The following is a 16,979-nucleotide window of genomic DNA, read 5'->3' as shown; positions in this document are numbered from 1 at the left end:
AGTGCCGAAATACTTTAAATTGTGGTAACGAAGTAGTGTGGAATTTCGGTTGACTGCACCTGTTGTGATGCAAGTCAACAGGGCAAATAGTGCAGCTGCGAAATAGCATTGTCTTGATCTAACGATTGTAAACCTACGTTTTGAATATGAAACTTTATTTGCTGCTCGCCATGCTGGTGGCGCCTTGCATATGGCTGCAGGCACAGGTTACCCGGGCCCCGGCTTACCCACTCATTACCCACGATCCTTATTTCAGCATCTGGTCGAACAGCGATACGCTAACGGCAGCACCCACAAAACACTGGACCGGCACGCCGCATGCACTGATCGGGTTGGTAAAAGTGGACGGTACGGTTTATCGTTTCCTGGGAGCACTCGATCAGTCTTTTGAAACCGTGTTGCCTGCCTCCGATGAAAAGGATTACAACTTCGCATTTACGGAAACCGCCCCCGGCGCCGATTGGATGCAGCCCCGCTTTGACGATGCTTCGTGGAAACGCAGCGCAGCACCGTTTGGCGATAATGCAGCACTAGCAAAAACCCATTGGCGCAGCGAAAATCTATGGGTACGCCGTAGTTTTCAACTGGATGAGTTGCCAAATACACCGATGTACTTAAAGCTCCACCACGATGACAACGTTGAGGTGTTTTTAAATGGCGCTTCCATTTATAAAAGAACGGGCTGGAACAGCAAATTTCAAATGCTGCCCCTGAACGATTTATTGCGCCAGCATTTGTTAAAAGGCAGCAACGTGCTGGCCATTCATGTACGCAATACAGCGGGCGGCGCCTGGCTCGATGCAGGCATTGTTCGCGAACCCGATGCCGACCCAAATGCCGGTGTGCAGGTTGCGTTGCAAAAAAGCGTAACGATGAACGCCACGCAGACCATTTATAGCTTTACCTGCGGTCCGGCTAACCTTACCCTCACATTTACATCTCCGCTCCTCATCAACGATCTGCAAACCATGGCGCGGCCTGTTTCTTATATCAGTGCCGCGGTGCAATCGGCCGATGGAAAACAGCACGATATTACATTGTACCTCGGTGCTGCTACCGACATTGCTACAAACACACCGGCACAGGAAGTAACGGCTGCGCATTACTATGCAGGCGGGCTTTCTATATTAAAAGCGGGTACTGTAGCGCAGCCCATTTTGCAGAAAAAGGGTGATGATTTGCGCATTGACTGGGGCCATTTATACGTGGCTGCAAAACAAGGCGCTGGCGTAAAGCAGTCCGTTTCAAATGCTACAAATCTGGCTGAGGTGTTTAACCAGCAGGCACAAACGAAAATGACGGGTAAACGGTTAATGCTGCATACCGTGCTGCCATTGGGAAATGTGGGCAACACGGCTAAAGAAGGGCTTTTCCTTGTGGGTTACGACGATGAATATTCGGTTCAGTATTTTGGCCAAAACCTGCGGCCCTGGTGGCGGCTGAAAGGTGCCGCTACAATGGAAGGCCAACTGGCCGCGGCACTTGCCGATTACCAGGCCACGATTGTTAAATGTAAAGCATTGAACAACCGGTTGTACAATGATGCGCTAAAAGCAGGTGGTGAAGTATATGCAAAGCTTTGTGTGCTGGCATACCGGCAAAGCATTGCAGCGCATAAGCTGGTGCAAAGTCCACAGGGTGAGTTGTTGTTTATGTCAAAAGAAAATTACAGTAACGGGTCCATCAATACGGTGGACGTTACATACCCTTCGGCGCCGCTGTACCTGGCATATAATCCTGCACTGCTGAAAGGCATGCTCAATGGCATTTTTTACTACAGCGAAAGCGGCAAGTGGGCCAAGCCTTTTGCGGCCCACGACCTCGGCACTTATCCGTTGGCCAATGGTCAAACTTATGGCGAAGACATGCCGGTGGAAGAGTCGGGCAACATGATCATTTTAACGGCCGCAATAGCTAAAGCCGAAGGCAATGCAGCGTATGCGAAAAGGCACTGGACTACACTCACCACCTGGGCCGAATACTTGGCCAAAGAGGGCTTTGATCCTGCTAACCAGTTATGCACCGATGATTTTGCTGGCCACCTGGCACGCAACATCAACTTGTCGGTAAAAGCGATAGTGGGCATTGGATGCTATGCACAAATGGCCCGCCAACTGGGCTATCGGGATGTGGCAGAAAAGTATAGTGCACTGGCTGCAGATATGGTCAAACGCTGGATGCAAATGGCCGATGATGGCGACCACTATGCACTTGCTTTTGATGCACGGGGCACCTGGAGCCAGAAGTATAACCTGGTGTGGGATAAAGTGTTGGGGTTGGGTCTGTTTCCACAATCGGTGTACGACAAGGAAATTGCCTTTTACCTGACTAAACAAGAGCAGTACGGACTGCCACTCGACAGCCGTAAAACATACACCAAATCCGACTGGATCATTTGGACGGCTACATTTGCTTCCAACCCCAAAGACTTCCAGGCGCTGCTGCAGCCGTTGTATCGGTATGCTGCCGAAACTACTTCAAGGGTACCGCTCAGCGACTGGCACGAAACCACCACCGGCAAAATGGTGGGCTTCCAGGCCCGTAGTGTAGTGGGTGGCTATTTTATGAAAGTATTGGAACAGCAAATGAGGGCAAAAGTACCCGCACAACAAAAGAACCAACGTCCGGCTGTAACCAGCCCTGCACCCTGATCATAAAGGAATGCACACCCGCTTGCAGCATTTTTTAATAATTGTTCATCAAAAACATTTCGATTTGGCCAGCATTTTTTGTCCATCCGTTTGGAGTAGAAAAGTAAAGATCACGCTGTTTGCAGCAGCCGTTATTTTGTGCAATGCTACCGGTTATGCACAAACGCAGACATCCGGTGGTGGTTATGTAGCACCCAAATACACCGAGCTTCCTTTAGGTGCCATCAAACCAAAAGGCTGGTTGCTGCACCAACTGCAGATCATGCGTGATGGCACCACTGGCCATTTAGATGAAGTGCATGCAAAAATTGCCAACGACAACGGTTGGCTCGGTGGCAAAGGCGATAATTGGGAAGAAACCCCTTACTGGCTGGATGGCGCTGTGCCGCTGGCATACCTGCTTGATGATAAGGCCCTGCAGGCAAAAGTGCTGCGCTACATCAACTGGACGTTAGACAACCAGCGGCCTTCCGGTTATTTTGGCGCCCTTACAAAATGGGAGCGGGAAACCGGTGAAAAAATATCAGTGGCTACCAGCGATAAAGGCGACGACTGGTGGCCCAAAATGATCATGCTGAAAGTGCTGCAGCAATATTACACCGCTACCAACGATAAACGGGTTATTCCGTTCATGCAGCGTTATTTTAATTACCAGTTGCAAACGCTGCAGCAAACGCCCATCGGTAAATGGACCGAGTGGGCCCAATCAAGGGGAACGGAAAACATGCTGGTGGCGCAATGGCTTTATGGTATTACCAAAGACACGTCGCTGCTCCGGTTGGCTTCGGTGGTGCAGCAACAATCGTTTCCATGGAGCCAGTATTTTGCCGGCCGCGATTGGGTGATCAATGCTGCCGCGCAGCAAAACGGCGTGGCCTGGATGACGCGGCACGGCGTAAACGTGGCGATGGCCTTAAAAGATCCGCTGGTGCATTACCAGCGCACCGGCAAACCCGAATATTTAGCCACATTTAAAACCGGCTTCAATGACCTGATGACGTTGCACGGTTTGCCGTTTGGTATTTTTTCCGCCGATGAAGACCTTAATGGAAACGATCCCACGCAGGGCACAGAACTGTGCGCTATTGTAGAAGCGCAGTTTTCGCTGGAGCAGGCCGTGGGCATTACCGGCGATGTTCGGTACATGGATGCACTGGAGCGCATGACCTTTAATGCACTGCCGTCGCAAACCACCGATGATTACAACAACAAACAATATTTCCAGATTGCCAACCAGGTACACATCAAAAAAGGCGTGTTCAACTTTTCGCTGCCCTTCAGTCGTGAGATGAATAATGTGCTCGGTATGCGCAGTGGGTACAGTTGCTGCCTCGCTAACATGCACCAGGGTTGGACCAAGTTCACCACGCATCTTTGGTATGGCACGCAGGGCAATGGTTTGGCAGCACTGCATTACAGCCCCAGCACCGTGCAGGTAAAGCTTGGTACTACGCAAACCGAAGTAACCATCAAGGAAACAACCGCTTACCCTTTTGATGACGTCATTCATTTTGAAATAAACGCTAAAAGCCCGGTTGAGTTTCCGCTTGAACTTCGGGTACCGTCTTGGTGTACCGAAGCAACGGTGTTGCTCAACGGACAGGAGCTGCAGCGGGAGCAAGGCGGTAAAATGATCACCATCAACCGGCGTTGGAAAACCGGCGATAAGCTGACGCTGCAACTGCCCATGCAGGTAACCACTTCCAACTGGGGCCGCAACTCAAGGGCCGTGGAGCGTGGGCCCTTGGTTTATGCACTAAAACTGAACGAATTGTGGCAACAGCAAGCTGATGAAAAAGAAGGGCCTTATTTTACCGTGCACACAACCGATCCCTGGAACTATGGCCTGCTCGATTCATTGGTGAAAAACGCTGCAAATGCAATGCAGGTGCGCAAGGTAAAACCTGTGGATGAAAGCTTTGTTTGGAGCCTGGCACATGCACCCATCGAAATAACTGCCGCAGGCCGACGAATACCCGCCTGGCAAATAGTAAACGATGTAGCGCCACAGCCCGTTACAGCCCGTGATGGATTATTTATGGGGCCAACTGCGCCAGAGGTGGAAAAGATGACGCTGGTGCCCATTGGCTGTACCAAGGTGCGGATCGTTGCATTTCCGGTTGTGAAGTAAAATTGATTAGGAACTAACGGACACGGTAAAACGAAAAACTATTTGCGATTAAAATGGGCCTGATGTTATTTAAAAATAAGTGTATCATGTTGAAAGGTTGGATGCTGGCTGCCATAATGGTTTGTGCCTTTTGCTCGGGTTCGGTTGTAGCAGATGCGCAGCAGAGCGGCGCTACACTAACTTATCAAAATCCGGTATTCAACCACGATTTCCCTGACCCCAACCTGGTGAAGGCGAAGGATGGATATTACTATGCTTATTCAACCCAGGCCAGTTGGCAGAAGGAAGGGGTTGGCGGCCGGTATGTTACGCCCATCCTTCGATCAAAAAACCTGGTACTGTGGGAGGTTGTGGGCGATGCGCTGAAACAAAAACCATCCTGGAAAAAGGAAGGCGGCATCTGGGCACCCGATGCGGCGGTTTATAAAGGCAAATATTTCCTGTACTATTCTTTTTCCACCTGGGGCGATCCCAACCCCGGCATCGGCGTAGCCACTTCAAAAACACCACAGGGCCCGTTTACCGATCATGGCAAATTGTTCCTGAGTAAAGAAATCGGCGTGGATAATTCCATCGATGCTTTTTTGTACGTCGATGGTAAAAAGCCCTACCTCATTTGGGGCAGTTTTCATGGTATTTATGCAGTGCCCCTTTCGAAAGACGGCATGCAGGTGGCCGGTGAAAAGTTCAAGCTGGCAGGCAACTCGTATGAAGGTTCGCTGATTTACAAACGCGATGGCTATTATTATTTTTTTGGTTCGGTGGGCACTTGCTGCGCCGGCGAAAAAAGTACGTACCGCGTAAAAGTGGGCCGCGCCAAAGATTTTAAAGGCCCGTACCTAGACAAGGATGGAAAGCCATTATTGGAAGATGGCGGCACTTTGTTGTTGCAAAAAAATGAAGGAACTGAAGGCTTTATCGGGCCGGGTCATAACGGTGATATTATTACGGATAAAAGCGGTGTTACATGGATGCTCTATCACGGCTTTGATAAACGCGACCCCGTACGGCGGGTAATGTTGCTCGACCGGGTTGACTGGGTGGATGGCTGGCCGCAAATGCAAGGCGCACAACCCACCACGGGTGTGCAGGCCGGGCCCGATTTGTAATAATTACATTTGGCTCCGTTTTAAAGCAGCTATGATACTGGTTTAAAAACACATGCACTTTAAGTGTGCTGTTTTCCTGAAATATTGCGAAGAGCAGTTTTGGCTCTTCGATTGATGATTGTTTTTTTGCCCCCGCAAAATGTATCAGGTTTGTGTTTATTAGGTCGTGCATTCACTCAGGCAACGACGCGTCAACCGGTTATAAAACCGCCACTGACGGGCCATATTGCGCATTAGTCTTTTGTATTTGATTTTTCTACCATTTATTCTTCGGTTTGCATCTATTTTTCCTATTAAAAGTTTCTTTTGGCCGCACGGCACACTACACTATCTTGAATGCCCAATCCTTTGGATTTCACTGAATTTTTGACAGCGTTTTGAAATATGCATTTCTGTTTACTTTTGGCATCAACCCTTAATTAATTTTTTGTACGGAAATGATCAATGAAATGCAGCCCAATGCCTTTTTGAGTGGCGGAGGAGTGATGGGAGAATTGGTCAGGGCAAAGGACTGGACAGGCACTGTTTTGGGGCATCCCCAAACCTGGCCGCAAAGCCTGCGAACGGCCGTGAGCATTGTGCTTAATTCAAGGTTTCCCATGTTTGTATGGTGGGGCAGCGACCTGGTTACCATTTACAACGACGCTTATATTCCCATTGCCGGCGAAAAGCACCCAACCTTGCTGGGCAAACCCGGCCAGGTGGCCTGGGCCGAAATATGGAACGACCTGGCCCCACTGGTGCACAACGTTTTTAATGGTGTTTCTACCTGGTCCGAAGACCAGCCGTTGTACATCAACCGCTACGGCTACATCGAGGAAACCTATTTTACCTTTTCATACAGCCCTATTGTCAGCGACTCGGGTGCCGTGCAAGGCTTGTTTTGTGCCTGTATTGAAACCACCGACAAAGTGCTGGCAGCCCGACGCATACAGGAAAGCGAACGCAACCTGCGCAATACCATTTTGCAATCGCCGGTGGCCATGTGCATCTTTAAAGGGCCATCTTATATCGTTGAAATTGCCAACGACCGCATGTACCAGCTTTGGGGCCGCGAAGCCGCCAAAATGCGGCATCAGCCTATATTTGAAGCATTGCCCGAAGCGAAGAACCAAGGCCTTGAAGCCATGTTGCACCGGGTGTATACTTTGGGTGAAACAGTGGTGGCCAACGAGCGGCCTGTGACCCTGCCCCGCGAAAATTCGGTCGCAACTTCTTACCTCAATTTTGTATATGAGCCGTTCCGTGATGGCGAGGGCAACATCTCCGGCATTATTGGTGTGGCTACCGATGTAACCGACCAGGTAGCTGCCCGTAAAAAAATTGAAGAAAGCGAACAGGAATTGCAGCAGCGAGTGTCCGAACGAACCCGCGCACTGGAAAGCCAGCGCAACCTGCTCGATAATATTTTATCCAATTCATCCAACGGCATTTCCGTTACGGAAATGATCCGCGATGGAAGCGGTGCCGTAATTGATGCCCGCACAATTTTGGCCAACGATGCAGCGGTAAAGTTTACCGGCCTGCCGCGGGAAGTTTATCTGGTAAAAACCGCTGCGGAACTTGATCCGAATATCATTTCCTCGCCCTATGGGCAAACCTGCCTGAACACGCTGGCTACTGGCGAGCCGGCGCTGATTCAATACTTCCTGGAAGTAACCGGTAGGTGGCTGGAGCTGACCATTTCAAAAATGGACGACGACCACCTAATTCACATTTTCACCGACATCACGCCGATCAAAGAAACACAGTTGCAACTGGAGCGAACGGTGGAAGACCTGAAGCAATCGAACGCCAACCTTGAAGAGTTTGCATACGTGGCTTCACACGATATGAAGGAGCCGATTAGGAAGATCAACTTCTTTTCCGACCGGCTTAAAAATGAACTGGAAGAATTGTTGTCCGAAAACCAGGTGCGCCTTTTTGGGCGCCTCGAAAATGCGGCTCACCGCATGGGTACGTTGATCGATGACCTGCTGGCTTATTCGCAAACAACAAAAGGTGCCACTACGCTGGAAACCATCGACCTTAATAAAAAGCTGGCCAGTGTGCTGGGCGACCTGGAGTTGGAAATTGAACAGCGGCAGGCCACCATTCGCTACGACCAATTGCCCATTATTGAAGGCAACAGCCGGCAGTTGCAGCAACTGTTTCACAACCTTATTTCCAACGCCCTTAAATACAGCAAAGAAGGCCAGCCGCCGCAAATAAAAATTACCTGCCGGCAGGTAATTGGCCGCGATGTACGTCGCGAATTATCGGCGGAGGATAGCCGCCAACGTTATTATCACTTAGCGGTGCAGGACAATGGAATTGGATTTGAGCAAAAAGATGCGGAGCGCATTTTCAACATCTTTACCCGCCTGCATGGCAATGCGGAATACATGGGCACCGGCATCGGCATGGCCATTGCCCGCAAGGTGGTGCATAACCATGGCGGCCATATTTGGGCCGATAGCGAGCCGGGCACGGGCACAACTTTTCATTTGCTGCTGCCCGCAAGCTGATGCAGTAGCTTCATCAAACATGGTAGGTTCAATAGTAAGCAGCAGGCATGTTTGTTTAAGTACGGGGCATTTTAAGTATCAAAAACTTAAAATGCCCCGTTTTTTTAACGTGCAACAGATGGAACGCAGCAATTATATTTGCACAAAGCAATATGATTGGTTGGGCTGCATGATTGAAACGGTTTTGTGAAGCACACAGTTGGTAAAACTTTGAGCCTTGCAAGGAATCACATCATGAGTATTGCATCGTTCGCTGTTTTATTTAACGTCTGCAAGCATAAAAATGTACGCCACATGGCGGGCCAGCTTACTGGCCTTAATGGTGCGGTAAACCATGAAAAACCCTTTCTTCAATAACCACGAAACAACAGGAAAAGAACGCCTTTCCCCAACAACGGTTCAGCCTTTATTCGACGCCATGCCCGGCATTGTTTGCGCCATTAATCAGCACGGAATATTTGCATATGCAAATGAACATGCAGCGCAGGAGTGGGGTTATGCACCCGAACAACTCACCGGCATGCATTGGCTGGAAATAGTTACTGAAAAGGACAGGGCCCGCGCAGAAAGCCAATTTATTGCGGCCACCAACAACAGCACCGTTACCCGCATCAATATTTGGATCAATAAAGAACAAGGCGGTTTGCAGTGTACGCAATGGTCCATGCAATGGAACACAGCACAGAACTTAATGTATTGCTTTGTGCAACCGGCGTCGGGCAGAAATGAGGCGCAATCAAATGGCGGAACTTTGCCACTGGATGGACACAGCGGCGAATTGCTGGATATATTCAGTTGCATAACCGATGGTTTTTTTGCCATGGATAAAGAGTGGCGCATTGTGCACTACAATCCGCAGGCGGAGCACATCCTGAACATTTCGGCAGCGCAATTGCTCAACTGCAAATTTTTGGATTGTTTTCCTGAAATGGAGGGCACCATTTTTCACCAGCAATACGACAAGGCTTTTAGAGAACAAACTGCGGTGCAGTTTGAAGCATTCATCCCAAGGTTCAACCGCTGGTTCGTGGTGAGTGCTTATCCTTCCGACCTGGGCCTTTTCGTTTTTTTCAGGGATGCTACAGAGCAGAAGGAAGAAGTGGAACGCCACCGGAAATACGAGGAACAAATTGAGCGGCAAAACCGCCAGCTTGTTTCCATCCTGGAGCACATGAACCAGGGTTTTATTTCCCTGAACAACGAATTGGTGGTGCAGTATTTCAACCACAAGGCCGAAGAAATATTGGAAGTAAAGCGATCGGAGATCATTGGCAAAAACCTGATCGAATGGTATTGCGAGCCAGCGAGACAATTGTACCGGCCAATGTTTGAGAAAGTGATCAGGGAACACAACGCGGTTATTTCGGAACATATTTGTCCGCAAAATGGCAAGTGGGTAGAGCTAAGTGTTTACCGCACAGAAAATGGCCTCTCAGCATTTTTCCGCGATGTGGATGCACGCAAAAAAACAGAAGAAGCATTCAGGCGGCTTTCGCTGATTGCGCGGGAAACCGCCAACAGCGTGATTGTTACCACGCCCAGCATGACCATTACTTGGGTGAACGATGCATTTTTGCGCAACACCGGTTACACCATGCAGGAAGTGTTGGGCAGGGAAATGAACGAGCTCCTGAGCGGCCCTGAAACTAACCCAGCTACCATTCGGTATATACAGTCGCAACAAAAAAAGGGACGTCCTTATCAAATTGAAATGCTGCACTACCGGAAAAATGGAACGCCGTTTTGGACCGAGTCGTATGCACAACCGATTTTCGATAGTGCCGGTAACCTGGAGCAATATTTTTCCATTGAAACAGATATTACCGAACGCAAGAAAAATGAACACGAACTGCGCAAGCTGTCACTGGTGGCGCAACAAACCAACAATATTGTAGCCATCATTGGGAAGGATAAACGCGTAGAATGGGTAAACGATGCATTTACCCGCATCACCGGTTTTAGTTTTGAAGAAGCCGTGGGCCGTTACTCGCATGAGATCTTCGATGGCCCCGAAACCGATCCGGCCGTTGTGGCGCTGGTGCAGGAAAAATGGGACCGGCGCGAACCGGTGCATGTACAGGTGTTGAACTACAAAAAGAACGGCGAAACCTATTGGGCCGATGTGAACTCGCAACCGGTGTTTAATGAAAAAGGTAAGCTGCAGCATTTCTTTTCCATCGCTATCGACATTACTGAACGCAAACGGCTGGAGCAGGTGTTGGAAGAAGAAAAGCGCAAGCACCAGCAAATGGTTACGGCCGCAGTGATCAACGCACAGGAGCGGGAACGTACCCAAGTGGGCCGCGAACTGCACGATAATGTAAACCAGGTACTTACTACCGTTAAATTGTACCAGGAGCTTTGCCGCGATGGCATTGGCAGCAGCGAAGAGTTGATCAATAAATCCATTCAATTATTACAGGAATCCATCAACGAAATACGCAGTTTGTCAAAACGCCTTTCTGCACCCACACTGGGCAAAATAAGATTGAAAGATTCGCTGAATGAATTGGTGGATGTTATTGCTGCCACCAACCGAATCCGCATTGAAATGGACATTGCGGAGATTGAGCACCTCGACGTAGCGCAGGATGTGCACCTGGCCATTTACCGAATTATGCAGGAGCACCTCACCAATATTCTGAAACATGCCGATGCAACGCATGTGTGCATTAACATTCAGCACGGCGGCGATGAACTGGTGTTGCAGGTTTCCGATGATGGAAAAGGTTTCGACATTCGGCAAAAACGCGATGGCATCGGTATCAGCAATATGACCACAAGGGCCGAAAGCGTGCAGGGCCGGCTAACCGTCACCAGCACACCGGGATCGGGCTGTGTGCTGCTGGCTTATATTCCCGTTTGATTTGATATCTGCCGATGTAGTATTGCAGCAGCGCAATGGGTGCAAACCCTTAGCCGTTGACCCCGTTTCTGCTTATTCCGCTATAATTTGCACGTTTGCATGTGCCTGTAATACATAGAGTTACTGTAGTTTTTCTACATTTGATAGTAAGAACAAACGTTATGTATTCGCAACCAATCCTTATCGTAGAAGACGATGAAGATGACCAAAACTTACTTTCATCTGCTTTTGAAAAAATAGGCAAACGCGAGCTGGTTCGTTTCTTTAAAAACGGGCATGATCTGCTCCGTCACCTTGATGCAATGCCGCCGGGCCAACATCCGGCACTGGTGGTACTCGATTACAATATGCCGCTGCTCAATGGTGGCCAAACACTGCGCCGCATCAGGGCACACGCAACACAACATTCAGTACCGGCTGTTGTGTTTTCTACAGGATTTACATCGGCAATTACTAAAGAATTAAGTGAACTGCAAGTGCTTGCCTGTGTGCAAAAGGGTGCCGCATTTGACAAACTGGTACAGCAGGCCCGCTATTTTACCGAACTTATTGCCGATGAATTTGAAACCCTGATCGGGAATTATTGATTTATCCTTTTCAATTGCTGCAATTGAAACTGCACTGAACATTATTTAAATAAGGAAAGCCCTTCCAACTGGAAGGGCTTTTAAGTTTTCAAGGTATGATCAGGGATAAAAAACCGGTACGGATGGCCTTTCATATTTGCTTAAACCGAAAAGCGTTTGACCGATATTTTGAAACTACGATGTTTGTTTTGGATTAAACAGGCCGCCATTCAATCGCAGCGTTTTTTATTTTAATATAATCCAATAAGGTGTAAATAAAAAGTACGATGGCCGACATTTCAATTATTTCTTCAAATGTTTCGAGCACATAAAACGATAACGGCCGCACTTCCTCGTTTATTATGCCTGCTTCGTTGTTGCCAGCCACAATCGCCGACTCAAACATTTCGAAACCGAGTGCACCGGCCACAAACAAAACGCCGGAAAGCACCATCAGGTTCCTCGTTCGCACAGGCAGTCGCCATAGGAACGGGATAAAGAAAATGCCGGTACCCAGTGCGAAAAAGAAATACGGAATGATCCAGGAGAAATAAAGAAAGCCAGGCAAAGTTGCCGGCATCCGGCTGCGAATGGTTTCTGCCATAAAATCATGGATCATCGCTCCTTCGTCCACCGCCAGGAAAATAAAAATCCCACTAAGGATCAACCAGCGTTTTTGATCGTACCCGTTGCCCTGTGAACTGGCCAGCCGTGATAGCAGGTACAACAGTGCTGCGGCAGCAAGTAATATGCATGCAGAAAAAAGCGTGGGCACATTTCCATCTACACCCAGGTTAAACAAACGGTGTACTTGTTTGGCGGCATTGCCTTCAGGGTTGGCATAAAAAAAGAACAGGCTGATGGTGTGCACTGCTGCAAGCAGTATAACGATCATGCTTAGGCGCAAAGCAACCTTGCCGGGTTGCTGCTGCAGGTAAAGCGTTGATACAGGGGTGCCTGTTGGCCGGTTGGCCCGAATGGCCACTGTTTCACTGCTACGCATTGGCGCAGGGGGTTTGGGCTCCAAACTGTTCATTTGATGGATTAAAAAGGGTGAAAAAATGCTTGTTCGCCAAAAGGCGTTAGTGTGCTGGCTGCGGTGGCCAATAGGATATGGTGCGATAGAAGGAGGTTAAAGATAGGGGATGCAAACACAACCGTCAAATAGAGCTAACGGGCATGCATAACTGCACTAGCAGCGAGGCGCTTACAAATAGGTTTTTATTGGGATTGGTTGGTGCAAAAAGAAGGAGCCGTTCTGATGTAGCTGTTTGATGGTCCAGGTTTACCGGTTGCTGATGCAGCTCCGCCATCAATCCTGCTTCATGAACTGCAACTTTAGTTGAACCACCGTACTATTACGGAATCCGAAAAGTGGATGTACGATTTCGGTCTCAAATATTTACTTAAAAAAAAGCGCATAAATGACCAACAGTTACAAACTTCTTTGCTGTATCTTTAACCCAGTTTTCATAGGGTACGGATTAAAACGGGCCAGAGTTTCTACTCTAGGCCTTTTTTTATTATATTTTTTTACCAAATAAAACTTTTGTAGGCAAGCATCCGACCCTGTTGCCGCTACTTTTGCACCGGTTTTTTCAGCATGTGTTGATTTTTTGGGATTAGATGGATCATTACCTGTTTGTGCCGAAGACCGTGAGAAAGCAGTTTTTACCTTAACCTAAGCCAGACCAAGTTGTTGCTTTCGACAAACGTCTACTGTTTTTGATGCGTTTGTCCGGTGGTCATTATCCCAATATTTTTTCGCTTAACGGGCGACTTACGATCTTGCTTTGCTTTATGAATTTGCTTTTGTTTTAAAAGCCTGCTTTTAGTGGCAGGCTTTGTTTTTTGCAAACTGCAGTGCATTTAGTTTGTATAGCTAAATTGCATTTTTAATGGGAATTGATTATACAAAGCCGGGAATTTATCCGGCTTTTTTAATTTTTAAGAAACACTTGTTTCTATTTTACCGCAGGTTCATTATCTTGCCGATGCTTATTCTCTTAAGCAGTTAGTTTTGGTTGCGGCCTGGTGTTCTCACCGGGCCTTCTTTTTTGCCCATATAGTTACTGATATTATAAAATTTTTTTATCGGCAAATTCGCCTTTTTGAACCCGAAAGGATGGGGTTTTACCGATTCGCTCTTTTTACCGCCCATAATTTTCCCAGCTTTGCATTAAGATATTATTTGACCTGATTCATTATTATAAATGGGAGGGGCCAATGAAAAACCAAATGTTGGAGAAACACACCATTTTGTGGGCCGATGACGATATGGACGACCTGGAGATGTTCCGGGAAATAATGGAGCTGGAAGCACCCGATCATGAATTGATCGAATTTCGTGATGGCCAACAATTACTGACTTTTCTTAAAAGCATTGATCGGGAAAAATACCCCTGCCTGATTGTGCTGGACATGAATATGCCGGTGCTCAGCGGTAAGGAAACACTTACCCGCATCAAAAGCGAGCCCGACCTGAAAAATATCCCGGTTGTTATTTTTACCACTTCAATCAACCCTGCCGATAAGCGTGTTTGCGACCAGTCGGCAACCGAAATGATCATCAAGCCGCCTTCGTTCGATCAACTGCGCAATGCTGTAAAGCGATTGTTGCTGTTGTGCAGCGATTAAATTTTCTGCCCATTGCGCAGAGCGAACGCATTGCATTGTTTCTTTTTTGCGCAGTGTGGAAAAATTGCAGGATGCCGCACGAATAACGAAGCAATGCAGGTTTTACCGTTGTTAATTGGCGGAGCAAATGCACAATTCCATTTGATATGTCGGTGTAGCTTATGGATGAGCTTGATCTTATCCTTATACTTGTATCAGCAAGTGCAATGCATCATGCGGTCCAATATCTTTTGAATGGTTGTGTTGTTTTACCACGCATTACCTGTAAGCCGCCGTCCAATATCCCCAAACCAAGCCTTTTGTAAAAAACCATGTCCATGATAAGCCTAAGCCGTCCAATGCCTTTGATGACCCGGCGTTCACATGAGCAATTCATCATAGCATGATACCAGCGTCGTATAATAATCCCCTGTTTCAAGGGGATTATTATTTCAAGCAAATGCCGGCTTTGCAAATTTTTTGCAGCGTGAACTTATTTGCACGAATGTTGTTTGATGATAGGAGTTGACCAATATCATAATCGGCAGCCCATAAAAAGCAGCTGATTCAAACTGAGCCTTATATTTACTTTGCAATATCCAATCCTTAAAAAAGCTATGACCCTGCATTTTACCACACTCGAAAATTTTGGCCAGTTTATAAAAACCATCAACGGCGGTTATCACGCCAACGTGGCCAACCTCACCATTAAGGGCGATTTCCGACCCGAAGAGTTGCAGTTGGCCCAACAAATCCTAAACGCTACGCTGCAAATCAGGAACTGACGTATCTCGTAAAATTTTTTCAATCCCAGTTCTGCCTGTGCTATAGCGGCATCCGGTAAATGGTGTATGGACCGGTGCGGCGGTTTTGACCTTCGTTGTATTCGGGTTGTTTGTGTATGTGCGAACAGCTGATGTAGAGGTAGCCATCGTCGGACACTGAATAGCTGTCCGGCCAAACAAGCCTTTCATCCTGTAACACGCAAAACATTTGGTGGTCCGCATTTACCTGCATAATGGCCGACCACTGCAGGTCGCCAAGGTACAGGTTGCCTACTTTGTCAAAGATCATCCCGTCCGACGTGGTAAACCTGCCCAGGTCTTCCACCCATTCGGTCACCTCAACCGGGGCCAGCGTTTCGTCGCGCAGGATCTTTGTGCGGGTGCGGTACAGCTTGTCGTCTGTAAGGGGTTTGTAATAAAGCCATTCGCCGTCCGGCGATAGTGCAATGCCATCCGATTGCATTTTGGCTGGCTTTCCGTCTTTCATCAGTTCGCGGCCTTCAATGATGAATGTGAAATCGGGGTCGGTTTTCACCGAAGGATGATCCTGCAGCAATTGCCGGATGTTGCCGGTTTCGAGGTTTACCACCAAGATGCCGCCTTCGTTTGAATTGGTGAGGTAGGCAAATCCACGTTCGGTATCAACCCGCACATCGTTGATATAGCTTTTGTTGGATGCAACGCCCTCAAAAAAATAAGTCCGCTCAATGGTGTTTGTTTCCAAATTGATCTGCACCAGTTTGTGGCTTCCCTCATACACTTCCTTCATTTGCGGGCAGGCGGGGTCCACCACCCACATGGTGTCCTTATCGTCGATATACACTGCCTGCACACATACCCATTTGTCGCGGCCATCGTCGCCGGGCTGCCAGTTGTTCATTTGCTCGTTGGGAAAAGGAACCGTTTTATTGCCGGGCAAAACCTCCACCAATGAGTACCGGTGCGGCCCTTCCCATCGGGGATAGTTGGTAAATAAGCGGCCTTTTTTAGAAATGGCCACGCCGGTCAGCTGGTATTTGTTGTCTTCAAACACCAGTTCCAACGCCTTTTTCGGCGCCTGTTCTTTTTCCGAGATATCCTGTCCCTGTTGCATGTGTTTCTATTGAAGTAATGTGTATTGTTATGCGCCTCAATGCTGAACGGCTCAAAGCTGTGGCGCATGGGCAGGAGAGGAGTAACAATTTAAATACCATAGTCTTTATCGGCAGCAATTTGCCCATTCCAATGAGGCCGGTTGCTGTGCATTATTGGGCACCGCAGGTATTGCACTAAAAAAATTCACGCTATATTTTTATACGGAGGAGCTGGTCGTTTCAATACCAGTATTAGTATGATGGCTGCACCGCTACATGTTGGCTCAATAAAAACAACCCGCGTTATATTAGGGTCGCTGCTGTTGATCATTTCCATCAACGCACTGGGTGGCGGCTGGTATGGCATGGCTGGTGCGCCTAATGTGCCCAGGGAATGGTTGGCAGGCAGCCCGTTCTCCGATTATTTTGTTCCCGCTTTGATCCTTTTTGTATTTGTTGGCATCCATTTCTTTATTGGTGCCATGGCAGTGCTGCGCAAAAACCAGTATGCGGTGCAGTGGGCTTATAGCTGCGCAGCCGTTTTGTTTACCTGGATTGTGCTACAGGTGGCCATCATTGGTTATGTTTCCTGGCTGCAACCCGCAATGGCTATTGCTGCGATTGTCATTTTTTTGCTGGCGCACAAATTAAGCCGCGGGTAAACTGTAATGCTTT

At 48.1% G+C, this 16,979-nt stretch carries 11 protein-coding genes; 9 read left to right on the top strand and 2 right to left on the bottom strand.

The features are described 5' to 3' along the window. The first annotated feature begins 146 nt into the window (after positions 1–146). The 6 genes from DRJ53_RS08410 to DRJ53_RS08385 all read left to right on the top strand — a co-directional run bounded on the left by DRJ53_RS08410 (position 147) and on the right by DRJ53_RS08385 (position 11,851). A complete protein-coding gene (locus DRJ53_RS08410; protein ID WP_114235165.1) occupies positions 147–2,651 on the top strand; it encodes a glutaminase family protein in 2,505 nt (834 codons plus the stop codon). Between the two features lie 64 nt (positions 2,652–2,715). Beyond that, on the top strand, positions 2,716–4,782 hold the full coding sequence (locus DRJ53_RS08405) for a beta-L-arabinofuranosidase domain-containing protein (protein WP_241558497.1): 2,067 nt from the start codon (positions 2,716–2,718) through the stop codon (positions 4,780–4,782). An 86-nt stretch (positions 4,783–4,868) separates the two neighbouring features. Beyond that, positions 4,869–5,891 carry a family 43 glycosylhydrolase gene (locus tag DRJ53_RS08400; protein WP_241558496.1) on the top strand — a complete coding sequence of 341 codons (1,023 nt, stop codon included), beginning with the start codon at positions 4,869–4,871 and terminating at the stop codon, positions 5,889–5,891. Positions 5,892–6,328: 437 nt separating this feature from the next. Continuing rightward, the gene (locus tag DRJ53_RS08395; protein ID WP_114235163.1) at positions 6,329–8,398 is read left to right on the top strand and encodes a PAS domain-containing sensor histidine kinase; all 2,070 of its coding nucleotides are present in this window, start codon (positions 6,329–6,331) and stop codon (positions 8,396–8,398) included. A gap of 334 nt (positions 8,399–8,732) precedes the next feature. After that, entirely contained in the window at positions 8,733–11,264 is a 2,532-nt protein-coding gene (locus DRJ53_RS08390; RefSeq protein ID WP_114235162.1) for a sensor histidine kinase, read from the top strand. A gap of 161 nt (positions 11,265–11,425) precedes the next feature. Next, on the top strand, positions 11,426–11,851 hold the full coding sequence (locus tag DRJ53_RS08385; protein WP_114235161.1) for a response regulator: 426 nt from the start codon (positions 11,426–11,428) through the stop codon (positions 11,849–11,851). A gap of 193 nt (positions 11,852–12,044) precedes the next feature. Here DRJ53_RS08385 and DRJ53_RS08380 read toward each other — a convergent pair whose 3' ends face one another. Then, positions 12,045–12,833 (bottom strand): hypothetical protein, encoded by a 789-nt coding sequence (locus DRJ53_RS08380; protein WP_123893441.1) that lies wholly within the window; start codon positions 12,831–12,833, stop codon positions 12,045–12,047. 1,223 nt (positions 12,834–14,056) lie between these two features. Between DRJ53_RS08380 and DRJ53_RS08375 the strand changes: the two genes are divergently transcribed. Together DRJ53_RS08375 and DRJ53_RS21275 are read left to right on the top strand one after the other, a co-directional pair. Beyond that, positions 14,057–14,467: a response regulator gene (locus DRJ53_RS08375; RefSeq protein ID WP_114235159.1), complete on the top strand. Its 411-nt coding sequence runs from the start codon at positions 14,057–14,059 to the stop codon at positions 14,465–14,467. Between the two features lie 596 nt (positions 14,468–15,063). Next, on the top strand, positions 15,064–15,231 hold the full coding sequence (locus tag DRJ53_RS21275) for a hypothetical protein (protein ID WP_155523203.1): 168 nt from the start codon (positions 15,064–15,066) through the stop codon (positions 15,229–15,231). A gap of 40 nt (positions 15,232–15,271) precedes the next feature. Here DRJ53_RS21275 and DRJ53_RS08365 read toward each other — a convergent pair whose 3' ends face one another. Continuing rightward, positions 15,272–16,324, bottom strand: a complete 1,053-nt coding sequence (locus DRJ53_RS08365) for an L-dopachrome tautomerase-related protein (protein WP_114235157.1) — start codon at positions 16,322–16,324, stop codon at positions 15,272–15,274. Between the two features lie 237 nt (positions 16,325–16,561). Between DRJ53_RS08365 and DRJ53_RS08360 the strand changes: the two genes are divergently transcribed. Next, the gene (locus DRJ53_RS08360; RefSeq protein WP_114235156.1) at positions 16,562–16,966 is read left to right on the top strand and encodes a hypothetical protein; all 405 of its coding nucleotides are present in this window, start codon (positions 16,562–16,564) and stop codon (positions 16,964–16,966) included. The last annotated feature ends 13 nt before the right edge of the window (positions 16,967–16,979 follow it).

The sequence above is a fragment of the Paracnuella aquatica genome (assembly GCF_003332885.2).
In the GTDB taxonomy this organism is placed as follows: Bacteria; Bacteroidota; Bacteroidia; order Chitinophagales; family Chitinophagaceae; genus Flavisolibacter; species Flavisolibacter aquaticus.
Note: the sequence above shows the minus strand (reverse complement) of the source record. Positions and strands in the feature narration are given on the sequence as shown.

What these genes read in the sequence shown, in the direction of transcription:
- DRJ53_RS08380 (WP_123893441.1), bottom strand. Translation starts at nt 12,833, where the DNA reads ATGCGTAGCAGTGAAACAGTGGCCATTCGGGCCAACCGGCCAACAGGC.
- DRJ53_RS08410 (WP_114235165.1), top strand. Translation starts at nt 147, where the DNA reads ATGAAACTTTATTTGCTGCTCGCCATGCTGGTGGCGCCTTGCATATGG.
- DRJ53_RS08385 (WP_114235161.1), top strand. Translation starts at nt 11,426, where the DNA reads ATGTATTCGCAACCAATCCTTATCGTAGAAGACGATGAAGATGACCAA.
- DRJ53_RS08375 (WP_114235159.1), top strand. Translation starts at nt 14,057, where the DNA reads ATGAAAAACCAAATGTTGGAGAAACACACCATTTTGTGGGCCGATGAC.
- DRJ53_RS08400 (WP_241558496.1), top strand. Translation starts at nt 4,869, where the DNA reads ATGTTGAAAGGTTGGATGCTGGCTGCCATAATGGTTTGTGCCTTTTGC.
- DRJ53_RS21275 (WP_155523203.1), top strand. Translation starts at nt 15,064, where the DNA reads ATGACCCTGCATTTTACCACACTCGAAAATTTTGGCCAGTTTATAAAA.
- DRJ53_RS08365 (WP_114235157.1), bottom strand. Translation starts at nt 16,324, where the DNA reads ATGCAACAGGGACAGGATATCTCGGAAAAAGAACAGGCGCCGAAAAAG.
- DRJ53_RS08390 (WP_114235162.1), top strand. Translation starts at nt 8,733, where the DNA reads ATGAAAAACCCTTTCTTCAATAACCACGAAACAACAGGAAAAGAACGC.
- DRJ53_RS08360 (WP_114235156.1), top strand. Translation starts at nt 16,562, where the DNA reads ATGATGGCTGCACCGCTACATGTTGGCTCAATAAAAACAACCCGCGTT.
- DRJ53_RS08395 (WP_114235163.1), top strand. Translation starts at nt 6,329, where the DNA reads ATGATCAATGAAATGCAGCCCAATGCCTTTTTGAGTGGCGGAGGAGTG.